The organism is Pilosibacter sp. YYHA0881 (assembly GCF_051602715.1).
Lineage (GTDB): Bacteria > Bacillota > Clostridia > Lachnospirales > Lachnospiraceae > Alitiscatomonas > Alitiscatomonas aceti.
The window spans coordinates 1,578,350-1,594,316 of record NZ_CP175657.1; the positions used below are offsets into that span (position 1 = coordinate 1,578,350).

15 protein-coding genes and 1 other annotated feature are annotated in these 15,967 nt (G+C 54.0%); of the genes, 3 read left to right on the forward strand and 12 right to left on the reverse strand.

Annotation, left to right across the window (positions count from 1 at the left end):
* Positions 1–92: 92 nt before the first annotated feature.
* Positions 93–335: a binding site (T-box leader), on the reverse strand.
* Positions 336–507: 172 nt separating this feature from the next.
* Positions 508–2,370: an ATP-dependent nuclease gene (locus ACI6NM_RS07350; RefSeq protein WP_262426762.1), complete on the forward strand. Its 1,863-nt coding sequence runs from the start codon at positions 508–510 to the stop codon at positions 2,368–2,370.
* A gap of 18 nt (positions 2,371–2,388) precedes the next feature.
* Here ACI6NM_RS07350 and ACI6NM_RS07355 read toward each other — a convergent pair whose 3' ends face one another.
* Both ACI6NM_RS07355 and ACI6NM_RS07360 read right to left on the reverse strand, forming a co-directional pair.
* Entirely contained in the window at positions 2,389–3,603 is a 1,215-nt protein-coding gene (locus tag ACI6NM_RS07355) for a sodium ion-translocating decarboxylase subunit beta (RefSeq protein ID WP_262426763.1), read from the reverse strand.
* A gap of 149 nt (positions 3,604–3,752) precedes the next feature.
* Positions 3,753–5,183 carry an amino acid permease gene (locus ACI6NM_RS07360; protein WP_022274466.1) on the reverse strand — a complete coding sequence of 477 codons (1,431 nt, stop codon included), beginning with the start codon at positions 5,181–5,183 and terminating at the stop codon, positions 3,753–3,755.
* A gap of 381 nt (positions 5,184–5,564) precedes the next feature.
* Here ACI6NM_RS07360 and ACI6NM_RS07365 point away from each other — a divergent pair, with 381 nt between their 5' ends.
* Positions 5,565–7,280 carry a carbon starvation CstA family protein gene (locus tag ACI6NM_RS07365; protein ID WP_262426764.1) on the forward strand — a complete coding sequence of 572 codons (1,716 nt, stop codon included), beginning with the start codon at positions 5,565–5,567 and terminating at the stop codon, positions 7,278–7,280.
* 81 nt (positions 7,281–7,361) lie between these two features.
* Here the strand turns inward: ACI6NM_RS07365 and ACI6NM_RS07370 are convergent, their stop codons facing one another.
* The 3 genes from ACI6NM_RS07370 to ACI6NM_RS07380 form a co-directional block, all read right to left on the reverse strand.
* On the reverse strand, positions 7,362–8,108 hold the full coding sequence (locus ACI6NM_RS07370) for an SDR family NAD(P)-dependent oxidoreductase (RefSeq protein ID WP_262426765.1): 747 nt from the start codon (positions 8,106–8,108) through the stop codon (positions 7,362–7,364).
* A gap of 119 nt (positions 8,109–8,227) precedes the next feature.
* On the reverse strand, positions 8,228–8,815 hold the full coding sequence (locus ACI6NM_RS07375) for an NUDIX domain-containing protein (protein WP_438501097.1): 588 nt from the start codon (positions 8,813–8,815) through the stop codon (positions 8,228–8,230).
* Positions 8,816–8,836: 21 nt separating this feature from the next.
* Positions 8,837–9,664: a TrmH family RNA methyltransferase gene (locus ACI6NM_RS07380; protein WP_262426767.1), complete on the reverse strand. Its 828-nt coding sequence runs from the start codon at positions 9,662–9,664 to the stop codon at positions 8,837–8,839.
* Between the two features lie 307 nt (positions 9,665–9,971).
* Between ACI6NM_RS07380 and ACI6NM_RS07385 the strand changes: the two genes are divergently transcribed.
* The gene (locus ACI6NM_RS07385) at positions 9,972–10,421 is read left to right on the forward strand and encodes an Hsp20/alpha crystallin family protein (protein WP_262426768.1); all 450 of its coding nucleotides are present in this window, start codon (positions 9,972–9,974) and stop codon (positions 10,419–10,421) included.
* 110 nt (positions 10,422–10,531) lie between these two features.
* Here ACI6NM_RS07385 and ACI6NM_RS07390 read toward each other — a convergent pair whose 3' ends face one another.
* From ACI6NM_RS07390 to ACI6NM_RS07420, 7 genes are all read right to left on the reverse strand, one after another.
* On the reverse strand, positions 10,532–11,569 hold the full coding sequence (locus ACI6NM_RS07390; RefSeq protein ID WP_262426769.1) for an aldo/keto reductase: 1,038 nt from the start codon (positions 11,567–11,569) through the stop codon (positions 10,532–10,534).
* Between the two features lie 35 nt (positions 11,570–11,604).
* Positions 11,605–11,805 (reverse strand): hypothetical protein, encoded by a 201-nt coding sequence (locus ACI6NM_RS07395; protein ID WP_022274460.1) that lies wholly within the window; start codon positions 11,803–11,805, stop codon positions 11,605–11,607.
* Positions 11,762–12,478, reverse strand: coding sequence for a GntR family transcriptional regulator (locus tag ACI6NM_RS07400; protein WP_022274459.1), 717 nt, complete (start codon positions 12,476–12,478; stop codon positions 11,762–11,764). Before ACI6NM_RS07400 ends, ACI6NM_RS07395 begins: the two co-directional genes overlap by 44 nt.
* A gap of 13 nt (positions 12,479–12,491) precedes the next feature.
* A complete protein-coding gene (ispE, locus tag ACI6NM_RS07405) occupies positions 12,492–13,388 on the reverse strand; it encodes a 4-(cytidine 5'-diphospho)-2-C-methyl-D-erythritol kinase (protein WP_158359046.1) in 897 nt (298 codons plus the stop codon).
* Positions 13,389–13,501: 113 nt separating this feature from the next.
* Complete coding sequence (locus ACI6NM_RS07410; protein ID WP_262426770.1) at positions 13,502–14,206, reverse strand: GNAT family N-acetyltransferase; 705 nt, start codon at positions 14,204–14,206, stop codon at positions 13,502–13,504.
* 16 nt (positions 14,207–14,222) lie between these two features.
* Positions 14,223–14,741, reverse strand: coding sequence for a peptidylprolyl isomerase (locus ACI6NM_RS07415; RefSeq protein WP_262426771.1), 519 nt, complete (start codon positions 14,739–14,741; stop codon positions 14,223–14,225).
* A 100-nt stretch (positions 14,742–14,841) separates the two neighbouring features.
* Positions 14,842–15,621 carry an SIMPL domain-containing protein gene (locus tag ACI6NM_RS07420; protein WP_262426772.1) on the reverse strand — a complete coding sequence of 260 codons (780 nt, stop codon included), beginning with the start codon at positions 15,619–15,621 and terminating at the stop codon, positions 14,842–14,844.
* Positions 15,622–15,967 lie beyond the last annotated feature (346 nt).

Here is a 15,967-nt window from a genome sequence, read left to right on the forward strand (position 1 = left end):
GAATCCTCTTCCGCCCATGACGATCCTCGCGGAACGCTTTTATGTCATGGAACCCATGTTCCTATAACACAAAAACCGCCTCAAGCCCTTTCGCTTGAGACGGTTATAATCGTTTATAATCGCGGTACCACTCAAATTGACATAAATGTCCACTTTCAATGCACTACCATGCATCCCTCATTGATAACGGGTTTGGTTCCCGGCAGCTCCTACTCTTTTCATTTCAGGCCGCCCTCGAAAGTCCATTCAGCGATCCCTTCCATACTGCAATCCCACCGCCTGCAGCTCTCTGTGATATCAGAAGAAGGCTTACTCCTCTTTCTCATCGGTTTCTCTTATTTCTGTGTCTGTATTCTATGCCACTTTAAAGCAAATGTCAACCCTTTTTTGATTTTTTCCAAATTATCTGGCAGACTGCCCCACGGCGCAGACGTTTTCTATTGCCATGGGCCTCCGGCTGGATTATACTAGGGGCAAAAGGAAGAATTTTTACAGGGAGGGCGGAGCATGCAGCTGACTTATCTTCACATCCACAATTTCAAGTCCATCCGGGACATGGAGATCCGGGACATTGACCGGGCCCTGATCCTGGTAGGAAAAAATAATACAGGGAAGACCTCGATCCTGGATGCCGTCTGTGCCGTCTGCGGCTGCTACCAGGTCCAGGAGGCCGATTTTAACGAAAGGGAGCAGGCCATCCGCATCGACGCCTCCTTTTCCATCAGCAGCGAGGATCTGGCCCTGTTCCACCGTATGGGCATCGTCAGCCAGTACCGGCGGTATGAGGTGTGGAGTCGGGTCTTCGGCGAGCGGCTTCCCTCCTTCTCCCAGGGAGAGCTTTGCTTTACCTTCCATGTAAATAAAGACGGAAAGGTCCGTTACGAGGATATTTCCCGGAAAAATAACCCCTATATCCCCATGATCCTCCCCAGGATCTACCGGATCACTGCCGACCGGGACTTAAGACAGCTCCAGAACGACCTCCTCATGTTCCAGGAAGACCGGCAGCTCAGAAAGCTCCGCTCCGGCTCCTGTATCTTCGATCCTGCCAAGGCCTGCGGCCACTGCTTCCGCTGTATTGGCCTCATCGATCAGAAAAAGCCGGCGGAGCTCTCTGCCGTGGAGACTGCCAGGCTCCTGGAATATAAGATCTATCAGCTGAATTTCAGCAGCTTTTCCAAAAAGCTCAGTGAAAACTTCCTGAAAAACGGCGGCTATGAAGAGATCCGCTGTTCCATAAACTGTGACACGGACCAGATGTTTTCCGTTACGGTCACGGCCTGCAATGAAAAAAGGGGGACAGAGACTCCGGTGGAATACCTGGGCAAAGGCATGCGGAGCATCTACATGCTGTCTCTCCTGGAAACGTATGTGGCCGAGCCGGACCGGATCCCCAGCATCATCCTGGTGGAGGACCCGGAGATCTTTCTCCATCCCCAGCTCCAGAAAATGTGCTGTGAGATCCTGTACCGCCTTTCCTTAAAAAACCAGGTGATCTTCCAGACCCATTCGCCGGATCTTCTGTTCAATTTCACGGCCCGCCAGATCCGCCAGGTGGTCTTAGACGACGACATGTATTCCGTGATCCGGGAAAAGACCGATCTGGGCCGGATCCTGGACGATCTGGGCTACGGGGCCAGCGATCTGATGAACGTGAGCTTCGTTTTTATTGTGGAAGGAAAGCAGGATAAGTCCCGGCTTCCCCTGCTGCTGGAAAACTACTACTCTGAGATCCGGGACCAGGAGGGACGGCTCTCCCGCATTTCCATCATCACCACCAACAGCTGTACCAACATCAAGACCTACGCCAATTTAAAATATATGAACCAGGTCTATATCCGGGACCAGTTCCTGATGATCCGGGACGGGGACGGAAAGGATCCGGAGGAGCTGGCGGGGCAGCTCTGCCGGTATTATGACGCGCGGAATGCCGAGGACGTGGACCGGCTCCCCAGAGTCACCAGAAGGAACGTGCTGATCCTGAAATATTATTCCTTTGAAAACTACTTCTTTAACCCGGAGATCATGGCACAGTTGGGCATTGTGGAGAGCCAGGAAGCCTTTTACGAGACCCTGTACAAAAAATGGCGGGAATATCTCCACCGGCTCACCAGCGGCCAGAAGCTCATAAAGGCCCTGGGCCGGGACTTCACCTCCCCGGAGGATATGAAGGACCATATGGAGGAGATCCGCATCCATCTGCGGGGCCACAACCTGTACGATATCTTTTACGGCCCCTTCCGTTCCCGGGAGCAGGAGATCTTAAAGGCCTACATCCGCCTGGCTCCCAGAGATGATTTTAAGGATATCTTAGACGCCATCGACAGCTTTCCATACTTTGACAGCAGAAAGAGCGGGAAACAGCACTGACTGTTCCCCGCCCTTCTTTTATAAAAGCTTCACTTCCAGATCCTCCACCCGCTGCTCATAAAACCGCATCCGCCATTCCACCGGCTTTCCCGGCTCAAAATACAGGGAGGAAAAGGTGCAACGCGGCTCTCCCTTCCCCGCCATGAAAATGGCCGTGGGCCCGTCGGCTCCGCCGATGATCCCGATGGCGCTGGCTCCTGCCATGACACACACATCATTCTTCGCCTCCGGAAGGAACCGGTCCTCCGGCTCCCTGGGCAGGATCCTCCGGGGACGGTCGCCGCCGCAGTCCCGGATCTGCAGCTCTCTCCTGGAAATCTCTGGGCTTACGGCGTAGGTCATGGCCGTCAGGTGGGTGGGATACTCCCACTCCCCCATACGCCGGAGAAGCCTCCGTCTCTCTTCCTGTTCCATATCCTCCGGCGCTTCAAAGGCCTTCCGGTCCATCTCCTCTTCCTGGTATTCCAGGACCGTCAGCACATGACGCTCTCCTGTGGAGGGATGGATAAAGGGGATCTGGTCTCCCGGCCCCCGGACTGTAAAGCGGATGCCTGGAATACAGACCCGGTCCCGCTTCATGGTAAGGCTCAGGGACCGGAGCTTTGGCGGCCGCTTTGTAGCCCAGGAAAAGCTCCAGCGGTTCATGGACCAGGCCTTCGCCGGATCCAGTCCGTAATGCTCCAGGAGCCTCCGCTCCTCTTCATACGGGTCTGCCGCCGGGTACTCCTCCGCTGCCGGATCCTCCACTGGATCCCCGTCATTATCCAGTTCCGGATATTCTTCTGCTGGCCCATCGTTCAGAGCCCCGGCATCCATTTCCCGGCAGGATTCCGGGAGCCAGCAGAGCCCGTTTCCCTCCACTCCCCGAAGCTTCCTTCCGTTCAGTATGATCTCCGGCTGGAAGCCCGTTTCCAGAGGACTTTCCTGCTGGATCCGCTCCTGCTCCTCCTCCGTCAGCCTGTCCTCCTCCAGATCCCGGTACCGTTCTAAAAAGGCCTTCACCCGTTCCGGGTCGATCTCCGCAAAAATATCTGCCACCAGCCCCTTTCCGCACTGGTACACCGCCGGAACATGCCAGATCTCCTTCCCCCAGGAAAACGTCTTTCCCACCGGGATCTCGATCCCCCGGCGGCCCCTCTGGCCGTAAAAGCCCCCTTCAAAGGTCACCTTCCAGTCTCTGTCCCCGGTCTGCTCTTTTCCACACGCCTTCCGGTCATCCTTCTGTATATCCACAGGCTCCCCTCCTTTTTCTGACTGCCGCAGTTGTTTCCATGGATCCTATTTTATCATATCTATCCCCAAAAATATATAGGAAAAACCGGCAGCCAGTCCAGGATGGGCCAGCTGCCGGATACGCACAATACAAGTTATTTTATTTCCAGTTAAGCGTTTGTTTTTTCTCTCTTCTTGATCTCCGGAAGGATCAGTCCCAGAGCAGTAAGAACGAAGGGAGTGATTACGTTTAAGGCTGTGGAGGCCATATCGCCTTCCACATACATACCAAGGAGACAGCATGCAGCCGTTACGAAGAAGCACCATACGCCTGCGGTCAGAGCGATGCCCTGGTTCTTCACGAAGCGGTACTCCGGATGGAACTTGCCGGCAGCCTTTCTTAAGGCAATGTAAGCGGCAAATACCCACAGGTAACGGAGCGGCATGGTTACGGAGTTCAGCTTATTTAACTGTGTTAATACAGCAGCTGCGCCCGGTACGAAGGACTGGATCAGGATGATACTTCCGGAAAGAGCCACAACCATCCAGATACCGTTGATGTATGCGCCCTTGTCGTTCTTCTTTAACAGCTTGGTGGGAACGAACTGTCTTGCATCCTCGTTGTCAAGAAGCATACGAAGCGGAGCGTCGATACTTAAAACAAGAGTGGAGAACTGTCCGATGGCGTTGCAGGCTGCGTAGATGATCAGCAGAGCGTTGCCTACGCCGTAGTACTCACCTAACTTCTGGAATGCCCAGTAGGAGCCGTTGGAAACGTAGGAGTTGAAGCTTTCCTTGCTCTCGTTGATGATGGTCGGATCGAACATCTTGCCCATGGCGATGGTTCCCAGGATCGCACATACCATGACCATAACAGCCAGAGCGATCATACCCTTCGGGAATCCCTTGGACGGATCCTTTACCTTATTTACATACGGGGAGATCTTCTCACATCCGCCCACTGCGAATACCAGGATGGACAGGGAAGTGAAGTAACCCACGTTGAACTTCGGGATCAGTGCCTCTTTGGTGAATTCCATTGTCACATACTCTGCGTTGGGATTGATCACCGGAGCGGCAAACATCATAAGGATGTACAGGATGGACATTACGAACATACTGGTTCCGGCAATGGTAGCCAGCTTCTTAAGCGGGTTTAAGCCGCGGCTTGCTACCCAGCTGAAGAACAGGAGAACTGCCAGAGTCGCTAACTGTACAGCAATGGTCGGGAATGTATCGTAGGTAGTTCCGTTCTGGAATACCATCCAGCTTAAAGCCTTTAATCCGCCGCTGCCCTTACTTGCGATATAAGTAACGTGGCATGCCCAGTAGGTCCAGCCGGCATAATATGCAAATTTCGGGCTGATGGTTTCGTGGATCCAGGAGCTTACGCCGCCGCCGGAGTTCTTGAAAGCGGAGCCCAGCTCACCAACCATGAGCGCGTAGGGAACAAAGTAAAGGGCAAACATCATTACCCAGCTGAAGATAACCTGGATACCGTTAAAGTATACGAAGCCATTCAGAACGTTTCCGAATCCCCAAACTGTGGAAAACGCCATAAAGGCTAAGGTATACCAGGTCATTTTCTTAGAATTTTCCATTGTGTAACCTTCCTTTTCTTTTTTGTATTTGTGCAACGAAATGCATTATAGCACAGTTCTTGTTAAATTCCAAACGAATTTGTTAAAATTTTATATACTTGAATATTATGCACAAAAAACCAAAAATTATTCTATGATTTATATGGATTCTGCGGACTGGTTTTTTCTTTTGTTATTACTATTCCCTTTGGTTATGTCTAGTATATTTATACATTATATCTTTTTTATAAACATTATTAAATTTATATAAATTTCCAACTGTTTTTCATCATTTTACCATAAAAACGACGATTTTCTCATGTTTTTCACCAGATTTATTGACTTTATCTCTTTACAGGATTATAGTATGTACTTATAAATACTAACAAGGAGAGAATAATTATGAACACACTTGTAATCGTCCTCATCTCCGCGATCTGCCTGGCCTCCGCCTATGTGCTGTATGGCCGCTTTCTTGCAAAGAAATGGGGCATCGACCCGAAAGCCAAAACACCGGCAGTCGTTCACGCGGACGGACAGGACTACGTCCCCACAGACGGCTGGACCGTTTTCAGCCATCAGTTTTCCTCCATCGCCGGAGCCGGCCCTGTGACCGGAGCCATCCAGGCGGCCGTTTTCGGATGGGTCCCCGTTCTTTTATGGATCCTCATCGGCGGCGTCTTCTTTGGAGCCGTCACAGACTTCGGTGCTCTTTATGTGAGCGTAAAAAATGATGGTAAGTCCATGGGACTTCTGATTGAAAAATATATCGGAAAACTGGGCCGTAAGCTGTTTCTGGTATTCTGCTGGCTCTTCACCTGGCTGGTGATCGCAGCCTTTGCCGACATGGTGGCCGGGACCTTCAACGCCTACCAGACCGTGGACGGCGTGACCAGCCTGTCCGCAGCGGCAGAGACCAACGGCGCGGCCGGGACCATTTCCTTATTATTTATCGCCTTCGCCATGCTGTTCGGCGTATTGCAGACACGCCTCCATTTTACCGGCTGGAAGGAGACGGTCCTGGGCCTTGCCTGCACCGTGGCTGCCCTGGCTCTTGGAATGATGGCCCCCATCACCGCCGGAAAAGAGGCCTGGACCTACATTACCTTTATTTATATCTTTTTTGCAGCAGTCCTTCCCATGTGGCTTTTAAAACAGCCCCGTGACATCATGACCACCTATATGTTCATCGGCATGATCGCCGGAGCTGTGCTGGGACTTTTTGTGGCCCACCCGACCATGAACCTGCCCATGTACACCGGCTTCCATAATGAAAAGCTGGGAGACATGTTCCCGATCCTGTTCGTCACCGTTGCCTGCGGAGCTGTTTCCGGCTTCCACAGCCTGGTGTCCTCCGGTACGTCCTCAAAGACCGTGGCCAACGAAAAGGATATGTTAAAGGTGGGCTACGGAGCCATGGTCCTGGAAAGCCTTTTAGCCGTACTGGCCCTCTGCGTGGCAGGCGCTGCCGCCGGAGCCGACGGAACTCCCGCTGCCGGAACTCCGTTCCAGATCTTCTCAAGCGGCGTGGCAGGCTTCTTCCAGATGTTCGGCGTTCCCATGTACATTGCCCAGTGCTTCATGACCATGTGTGTTTCCGCCCTGGCCCTCACAAGCCTGGACGCCGTTGCCAGGATCGGCCGTATGAGCTTACAGGAGCTGTTCTCTGTGGATGACATGGAGCACGCCGAAGGCTGGAGAAAGTTCATCTGCAACAAATACGTTTCCACCCTGCTGACCCTGTTCTTCGGCTTTGTCCTGACCCGGATCGGATATTCCAACATCTGGCCGCTGTTCGGATCTGCCAACCAGTTATTATCTGCCCTGGTCCTGGTGACCCTGTGCGTATTCATGAAGGTCACCGGCCGCAGCAACAAGATGCTGTTCCCGCCGCTGGCGATCATGCTCTGCGTCACCACCACCGCCCTGGTACAGAGGACCAAAGCGCTGGTAACTGCCTTTGCCTCCGGCTCCGCCACCTTCATGGTGGAGGGACTCCAGCTGATCATCGCCATCCTTTTAATGCTCTTAGGCCTGATCATCGTCGTAAACTCCCTGCAGGCCTACTTCGCCTCCAGGCATAATTCCGAAAAGACGGCTCCGGCCGCCGCTTCATAAACATACATAAAAGAAGCCGGTTCCGGCTCTGGAAACCACAGATCAGGGTTTCCGGACCGGGACCGGCCTTTTTTATTTTGCTTATGATCTTGCCATCCCATCCACGCTTAAGACCACGCCTGTGATGTAGGACGCTTCCTCTGAGGCCAGGAACACGAAGGCGTTGGCAATGTCCTCGGGCTTGCCCAGACGGCGCAGGGGGATCTGCCGCACCAGCGGATCCAGCACCTCTTTTGGCACCGCCTTCATCATATCCGTCTCCGTGATCCCCGGGGCCACCGCGTTGACGCGGATCCCCCTGGGGCCCAGCTCCCGGGCCAGGGATACTGTAAGTCCGTTGACGGCAAACTTAGAGGTGGGGTATGCCAGACCGCTGGCCTGGCCGGAAATACTGACCATGGACGAGGTGGAAAGGATCACTCCGCTTCCCTTGGCGATCATACATTCGCTGGCCGCCCGGGTGGCTGTGAAGATCCCCTTCACGTTCAGATCCATGACACGGTCGTATGTCTCTTCCGTGTATTCCGTAAAGGGCGTGCTTTCGGAGACTCCTGCATTGTTCACCAGGATATCCACGCAGCCGTATTTTTCTGTTACCTTCTTAAATTCCTTCCGTACCGATTCCAGGCTGGAAAGGTTGGGACTGATCCCGTCCACCACGGAATCCGGATACAGCTCCTTTAAGCGGGCTGCGCTTTTCTTCGCATTCTCCTCGGAGCTGGCTGTGATAATGACCTTGGCGCCCTCCTGTAAAAATCTTTCTGCTGTGGCAAAGCCGATCCCGCGGCTTCCGCCGGTTATGATAGCAACCTTATCCTTTAATCTCATATATCCGCCCTCCCTGGGTTGATGTTTTTCTTTATGTTCTTATCATAACCGTTTTTCTGGAAATTTTCCGTGATCTTGTCACAAAGCTGAAATTTTTCCAGGCGTTCCCTCTTAATCGTTCATTCCAGAATCGCCAGCTTTCCATTCCTCAGGCTCTGGGCCTTCTTGCATAATTTGGAGTAGATCCGTTCCACAAACCATTTTTCCGTGGATCTTCTTTCGATTTCTTCCACACCGATCCACCCGATCTCACTGTTTTCGTCCTCCTTGATCCGCAGCGGAAGCTCTGGGTCCGCCTCCAGCAGATAGGTCACGTTCAGATGCAGATGCGACGGCACATAGCTTCCCCGTTTTTCGTGGCCGTCAACCGTAAGGATCTCCAGGGAGAAAATATCCTCTGTCACGAACCGGACGGATTCCAGCCCGCTTTCCTCCCGGATCTCCTTCAGCGCCACCGCCTTCAGATCGGCGTCCCCGTCTGCATGGCCCCCAAGCCATGCCCACGACTGGTAAAGATTGTGGTATGCCATCAGGACCTTTTTCCGGTCCCTGTCCATGATCCATGCAGAGACCGTGATATGGGCGTTCCGGTTGTCCCTGGTCAGGATATGGTCTGCCTGTTCCATCTGCCGCAGGATCTCCTTCTTATCCTCCCGTTCCTGTTCATTGAAGGGCTCATAACGACGGATCTCCTCTCTCAGCTCCATTTCGGTCATCGCCCCACCTCCTTATCTTTTCCCAAGCTCCCAGAAGGCCACGGCTGACGCCGCCGCCACATTGAGAGAATCCACCCCGTGGGCCATGGGGATCATCACCGTATAGTCGCAGTCTGCAATGGTCTCCGCCGCCAGACCGTCTCCCTCGGTCCCCAGCACCACCGCCAGCCGCTCCTCTGCCAGGAGGGCCGGATCGCCGATGCTCACCGAATCTTTTTTTAAGGCCATGGCGGCCGTCTTAAACCCCAGCTCCCTTAAGGCCTCCATCCCCCTCTCCGGCCACGGACACTGCTGCCGGTCAAAAAAAGTCCAGGGCACCTGGAACACTGTGCCCATGCTGACCCGTGCGGCCCGCCGGTACAGGGGATCGCTGCATCCCGGCGTCAGGAGCACCGCGTCCATGCCCAGGGCGGCCGCAGACCGGAAAATGGCCCCCACATTGGTGGGATTCATGACGTTTTCCAGGACCGCCACCCGTCTGGCCCCAGCGCAGAGGGAAGCCGCATCCGGCAGCCTCCGCCGCCGCATGGCGCAGAGGACACCCCTGGTCAGCTGAAAGCCCGTAAGCTCCGTAAGGATCCTGGCCTCTGCCGTATAGACGGGGATACCGCCGCACCGGGAGACCACCTCTCTGGCTTCTCCCTCCACATGCTCCGGCTCCATTAAAAGGGACACCGGCTCATATCCGGCATCCAGGGCCCGGCTGATGACCTTGGGGCTTTCAGCAATAAAAAGGCCCGTATCCGGTTCGTAATAGTGAAGCAGCTGGCCCTCAGAGAGCCTGGCATAAACGTCCAGCTCCGGAGCCGACAGATCTGTGATCTCTCTTATATCTGGCATAATCGGTCCTCCTCTTTTCTTATGGAAATATTATACGGTCCCGGAAGCGGGATGTCAAATGCCGGAAGGATCACTCGCCGCCTCCGGGCCGTCATGGTAAGCTGACTTCATACTTTTTTCACAAAATAATTAGCACTCACCTCTTGACAGTGCTAATAATGCGTGCTATATTACAGGTAGAACAAAGGAGACGAAATAGAGAACAGAAAAAGGACTTCAAACGTCCGGCCTGGTTCCTGCCGCCTCCGGTTCCAGAAACTTATTTGTGACCAGCAGTAAATTGACATATAGAATGGAGGAATGATTTATGCTGATGCCCAGTATCTTTGGTGAAAACTTATTTGATGAAATGATGGATTCCTTTAACGATGAATTCTTTGGAAAATGCAGTCCGCTGTACGGAAAGAACGCCTCCAGAGTCATGAAGACCGATATTAAAGAAGCGGATGGCCGGTATGTGATCGACATTGATCTTCCGGGCTTTAAGAAGGATGAGATCCATGCTGAGTTAAAGGACGGCTGTCTGACCATAAGCGCCTCCAAGGGCCTGGATAAGGACGAAAAGGATAAGGAAGGCCGCTATATCCGCCGTGAACGGTACGCCGGAGCCATGAGCCGGAGCTTCTACGTGGGTGAGAACGTAAAGCAGGAGGATATCACAGCCAGATTTGAAAACGGGATCCTTTCCCTGTCTGTTCCCAAAGAGGAGGAGCAGAAGAAGGTGGAAACACCCAATTACATCGCCATTGAAGGATGATGAAGGGCGGAAAGCCCAGAGGGCCGCTGCAGACTGGCAGCGGCCCTCTTTCTATATGACCAGGAGCCGGAAAAGGTTGTTCCCAGCGGTTTTCCCGGCCCTCTGCCTGTTTAGAAGTTGGTGGGAGTCATGACCTTACCGGCCAGGACCTCCTCATAGTCCTTCAGGTTCCTCTGTAAAAGCTCCGGCGTGTTGAGGCCGTAAGGACATTTGCTCATGCACTGGTTACAGTGGAGGCAGTCCTTGATCTTCATCATCTTTGCCTGGCCCTCGGGGGACAGATGGCCTTCGGACGGAGAACGGCGCAGCAGCAGGGACATCCGGGCGCAGTTATTGATCTCGATCCCCACCGGACACGGCATACAGTAGCCGCAGCCCCGGCAGAAGCTTCCGTACAGTTGTTTTCTGTCCGCCTCGATGAGAGCCCGGATCTCGTCGTTCATCACCGGCGGATGTTCCATATAGCTTAAAAATTCATCCAGCTCATTCTCCCTCTGGACGCCCCAGATGGGAAGCACGTTGTCGTACTGGCCCTCAAAGGCATAGGCGGCGGCAGAGTTGGTGATCAGTCCGCCGGACAGGGCCTTCATGGCGATGAAGCCGATGTTGTTCTTCTTACAGTCCTCCACCAGCTCCACATCCTTTTCGCTGCACAGATAGCAGAACGGGAACTGGAGGGTATCATAAAGGCCGCTGTCAATGGCCTCATGAGCCACAGCCAGCCGGTGGTTAGTGATGCCGATGAAGCGGATCTTTCCCTGCTCCCTGGCCTTTAAGGCCGCCTCATAAAGGCCGCTTTCATCCCCCGGCTTCGGGCAGAAGGACGGGTTATGGAACTGGTACACGTCCACATGATCCGTTTTAAGGAGCGTCAGGCTGGTCTCCAGGTCCTTCCAGAATTCCTCTGCGTTCTGGGCTGCGGTCTTGGTGGTGATGTAGATGTGGTTCCGGATATCGCTCATGGCATAGCCGATCTTCTCCTCACTGTCAGAGTAAGCCCTGGCTGTATCAAACAGCGTGATGCCGCCGTCATATGCCTTTCTTAAGAGCTTTGCGGCCTCATCCCTTGTGATCCTCTGGATCGGCAGCGCACCGAACCCGTTCTTGCTGACTGTGATCCCTGTTCTTCCCAGTGTTACTGTCTTCATTTTCCCATACCCCTTTCTTTTCCTTTGCCTGCGGACTAAGACTGGCAGCGCTCCTGGTCCAGCATGGCCTTTAAGGCCTCGTCGCTGTCATCGATCCAGACGTCTTCCTCGTCTGCGCTAAGCCCCAGAAACTGTGCCAGCGTCCGCTCGTCGTCGCTGTTGTTCCATATCTCAATGTAATCGTCGATCTCCTCAAACCGGATTTCTCCGGCCAGATACTTTTCTTTGAACGTCATTTTCCTGCTCCTTCAGGTTCTTCAGGATGGTGATCTCCTGATTATCAATATGCTCCCGGATCGCGATCTTCGCCTCGTGGACATGGCGCAGGCTCAGGGCCTTTAGGATCTGGTCATGCTCCACCAGGAGAATATGCCGCTTGTCCTCATCCTTGATATATTCCAGGCGGTAGCGGTACATCTGCTCCCGCAGGTTGTTTAGGATCTGCACCAGCTTTTCATTTTTTGTACTGCCGTAAATGATCTCATGATACCTTTCATCGGTCTGGGCGATCCGCATGGCGTCTCCCTCCCGGATGGCCTGGGCAAACAATTCCTGTGTTTTTTTCAGCTCCTCCAGCTCGTCCTCCGTCATCCTCTGGCAGGCCAGATCCACCGCCAGCTCCTCCAGGGTCCGGCGCACCTCCAGCACGTCCCGCAGATTGTTTTCAGAGATCCTGGCCACCTCGGCTCCCTTCCGGGGGATCATAAGGACCAGGCCCTCCAGCTCCAGCTTCCGGATCGCCTCCCGGATCGGAGTCCTGCTGACGCCTAAGCGCTCCGCCAGCTGGATCTCCATGAGCCGCTCTCCCGGCTCCAGCTCTCCCTTTAGGATCGCCTGGCGCAGCGTCTTGAACACCACATCCCGCAGGGGCAGATATTCATCCATCTTCACATCAAAGTTGCTTGTCATTGGCCTTCTCCTTCTATCTGGCTGGTTTTTTGTTAAAAAATCTGGTCAAATAGACCTGTCGGGTCAACCGTCCGTTGTCTGTCTCTCTGAGGATCCCGCAGACCGCGTCTGCCTCTTCCCTGTCCTTAAAGATCCCAAATACCGTGGGGCCGCTGCCGCTCATGAGCGCCCCCTCCGCCCCGTGCTCCAGCATGATCCGCTTAATGGCGCCGATCTCCGGATGATCCGGGATCGTGACCGTTTCCAGCACATTCCCCAGACGGGCTGTAACGCCGTCCAGGCTGCCTGCCCGGATGGCCGCCGCCATGCCGTCGATATCCGGGTGGGCCTCCGGTCCCAGGGCATCCACCCGCAGCTTTTCATATACCGCCTTTGTGGACACTGAGATCTGGGGCTTTGCCAGCACCACATGGCACTGGGGAGCCGGGGGAAGCTCCGTAAGGATCTCCCCGATCCCCTCCGACAGGGCGGTCCCTCTGAGGATACAGTAGGGGATGTCCGCTCCCAGCTTCACTCCCCGCCGCATCAGCTCTTTTTTTCCAAGGCCCAGGCCGAACAGCCGGTTCATGCCCACCAGGACCGCCGCCGCGTCGGTGCTCCCTCCCGCCATACCGGCGGCTACGGGAATGCATTTCCGGATCTTTATATCCACGCCCTCTGACAGGCCGAATTCATCCATTAAAAGCTTTGCGGCCCTCCAGGCCAGGTTTCCCTCTCCGTCCGGCACATAGGGAAGGTTCGTTTCCGTGCGGATCCCCGGTTCCTTTGTCTTCTCCATCACGATCCGGTCATGGAGGTGTACGGTCTGCATGATCATCCGCACCTCATGATAACCGTCCTCCCGTTTTCTCACCACATCCAGACCCAGATTGATCTTTCCATAGGCCTTTAATTCCAAACGATCCAGCATTTCCATCACCCGCTTGTATTTTTTCTGTTTCTTGTATACAATAACCAGTATACCGGATAAAGCCCTTATTTGACAAGAGCTTTCCATATAAAATTTATATCTGGCCCAACGGCTTATTTTTCCCGGAAGCCCAGCTTTTCTGCCAGGACCAGGGAGGGGACGTTTTCCTTCCGGATCCGCACCAGGAACCGGTCCGCCTCCAGCTCCCGGCGGCCATATTCCAGGATCCCGGCACAGCTTTCCAGTCCATAGCCCCGGCGGCGGTATGCGGGAAAAATATGGTAGCCCAGCTCCAGGACCACCTCTCCGTCCCCGGCGTTCTCCCGGCCGTTAAAAAGCTCCAGCTTCACCAGTTCCTGTTCTTCCTTCCCGTCCTCCTCCGGCACCTTAAGCCCCGCCACACCGATCAGATCCCCGGTCTCCTTTTCCACCAGGGCCCAGAAGCCGAACTCATAAAATGTATACTGGTGCTTCGTATACGCCTCCAGCTCCTCCACAGAGCCGAAGCCGCGGCCCACCTGGTTGGCCCACACCTCGTCAAAATCATCGCCGGTCATCTCCCGCACCAGGAGCCGCCTGGTCTCGCAGATCCTCCAGGGAAGTCCCAGATGGCGTCTTGCAGCCCGCTCCAGAAATTCCTCCGTCACGTCCGAAAGCGCTTCCACCGCATAGGGAGCCGCCGTTCCCCGTCCCTCGCCGCTCCATAATCCAACAATGGCTCCTCCAGCCGCCCTGGCGGCCAGAAGAGCCTCGTTTTCATCGGAGATCAGAACCGGGATCTCTTTCCCGTTCACTGCTGCATATCGGATCTCCCTCATAAATATTACTCCCGGATCAGCATTTTTCCGGTTCCGGATACGTTTCCCCAAAGGTCTCAGCCGTAATGGATTTGATCTTCTGCTCCTTCATGGGACGGTCGCTGTAATCGGTGCGGACCTCGGCGATCGTATTGACCACGTCCATTCCCTCGATCACCTGGCCGAAAGCCGCATACTCTCCGTTTAAGTACGGAGCCGCTTCATGCATGATGAAGAACTGGGAACCGGCAGAGTTGGGGTTCATAGCCCTGGCCATGGATAAAACGCCCGGCGTATGGGCCAGATCGTTCTGGAAGCCGTTGTGGGAAAACTCGCCCTTGATGCAGTAGCCCGGGCCGCCCATGCCGTTGCCGTCGGGGCAGCCGCTCTGGATCATAAAGCCCTTGATGACCCGGTGGAAGATCAGGCCGTTATAAAAGCCCTTGTTCACCAGGTTTAAAAAGTTGTTGACTGTATTGGGAGCCACCTCCGGGTAAAGCTCTGCCTTTATGATGTCTCCGTTCATCATTTCGATGGTAACTACTGGATTTTTCATTGACAATCTCCTTTTCCTGTAATAAAACCGGGGATGCCATGAAGACATCCCCCATTTCTATCTGATATTATACAGGACACGCTGCCGGATGTCCATACCTTTATTGCTTCCGGAGCAGGGCAAACTCGATGCGGATGCTGGCCGTCACCTCCATCTCGCCCGGCATGACGCCCATATCCATGACCGCCTCTTCTGCGGCTCCGGCCCCCGGCGCGCTCTTCATGGACATATTGGAGGTCACATACCGGCCCTCCTGGCGGTCTCCGTATTCCTCAATGTTTATAACGTATCCCAGTTCCTGGCCACTGGCCTCTGCCAGGACAGATGCCCGGGTCTTTGCCAGCTCCACTGCCCGTGCCAGAGCGTCGGCGTAGGCCTCGTCATAGGTGCTGGAATAGTAGGAAATGGACTGGATCTCATTGGCTCCGGCCGCCACTCCCTGGCTCAGCAGGCTCCCAACCTGGTCCAGAGCCACATCCGATACCTCCACCTGGGTCCGCATCTCATAGCCCACCAGCTTTCTCGCATTCCCGCTCCAGTCATACATGGGGTTCAGGGAAAAATCCGAGGTGGCAATGGACGTTTCTGCCACTCCCTGGCCCTTTAAATATTCCAGAAGCCCGTTGAGCTTTTCCGCATTGGCCTGCTGGCATTTTTCTGCGTCCGCATCCTCTGTGGCGATCCCATAGACGATCCGGGCCATGTCCGGCGCCACCTTTACCGTTTCCGACGTGCTTAAGGAGATCTTCCTATCTTCCTCCAGGTTCTGCACCTGGATCACATCCGGAACCGTGGTCTTCACCTCCGTGGCGCAGCCCGAAAGCAGAACGCTTCCCGCCGCAATACAGCCCGCCGCGATCAGAGCAACTCTTTTTTTCATAACAGCTTCCTCCTTTTCTGATAAAACAGAAATGCAGTCTCTCCTCTTTACAGCCCTATTTTACCAGAAAAACCTTTCATCCCCGGGACTTTTCTCTTACGTTTTTTTGAATGAAGTTTTAATTATCCACTACCGTTCATAAAATGTTCAAATTCTTTTCAAAATTCTTTTACACAATACACATGATTTCTTCATCTTTACAGGATATCATATAACCATAAACAGATAAACATCCGATGCGATGCTGCTTATAAGATTTTTTTCATAATACTCGGGCTGATAGAAAATATCAGCTCTCCTCCCTTTTTCAAATAATCATTTTGTTGAAAAAAGCACCTGGCGGGGT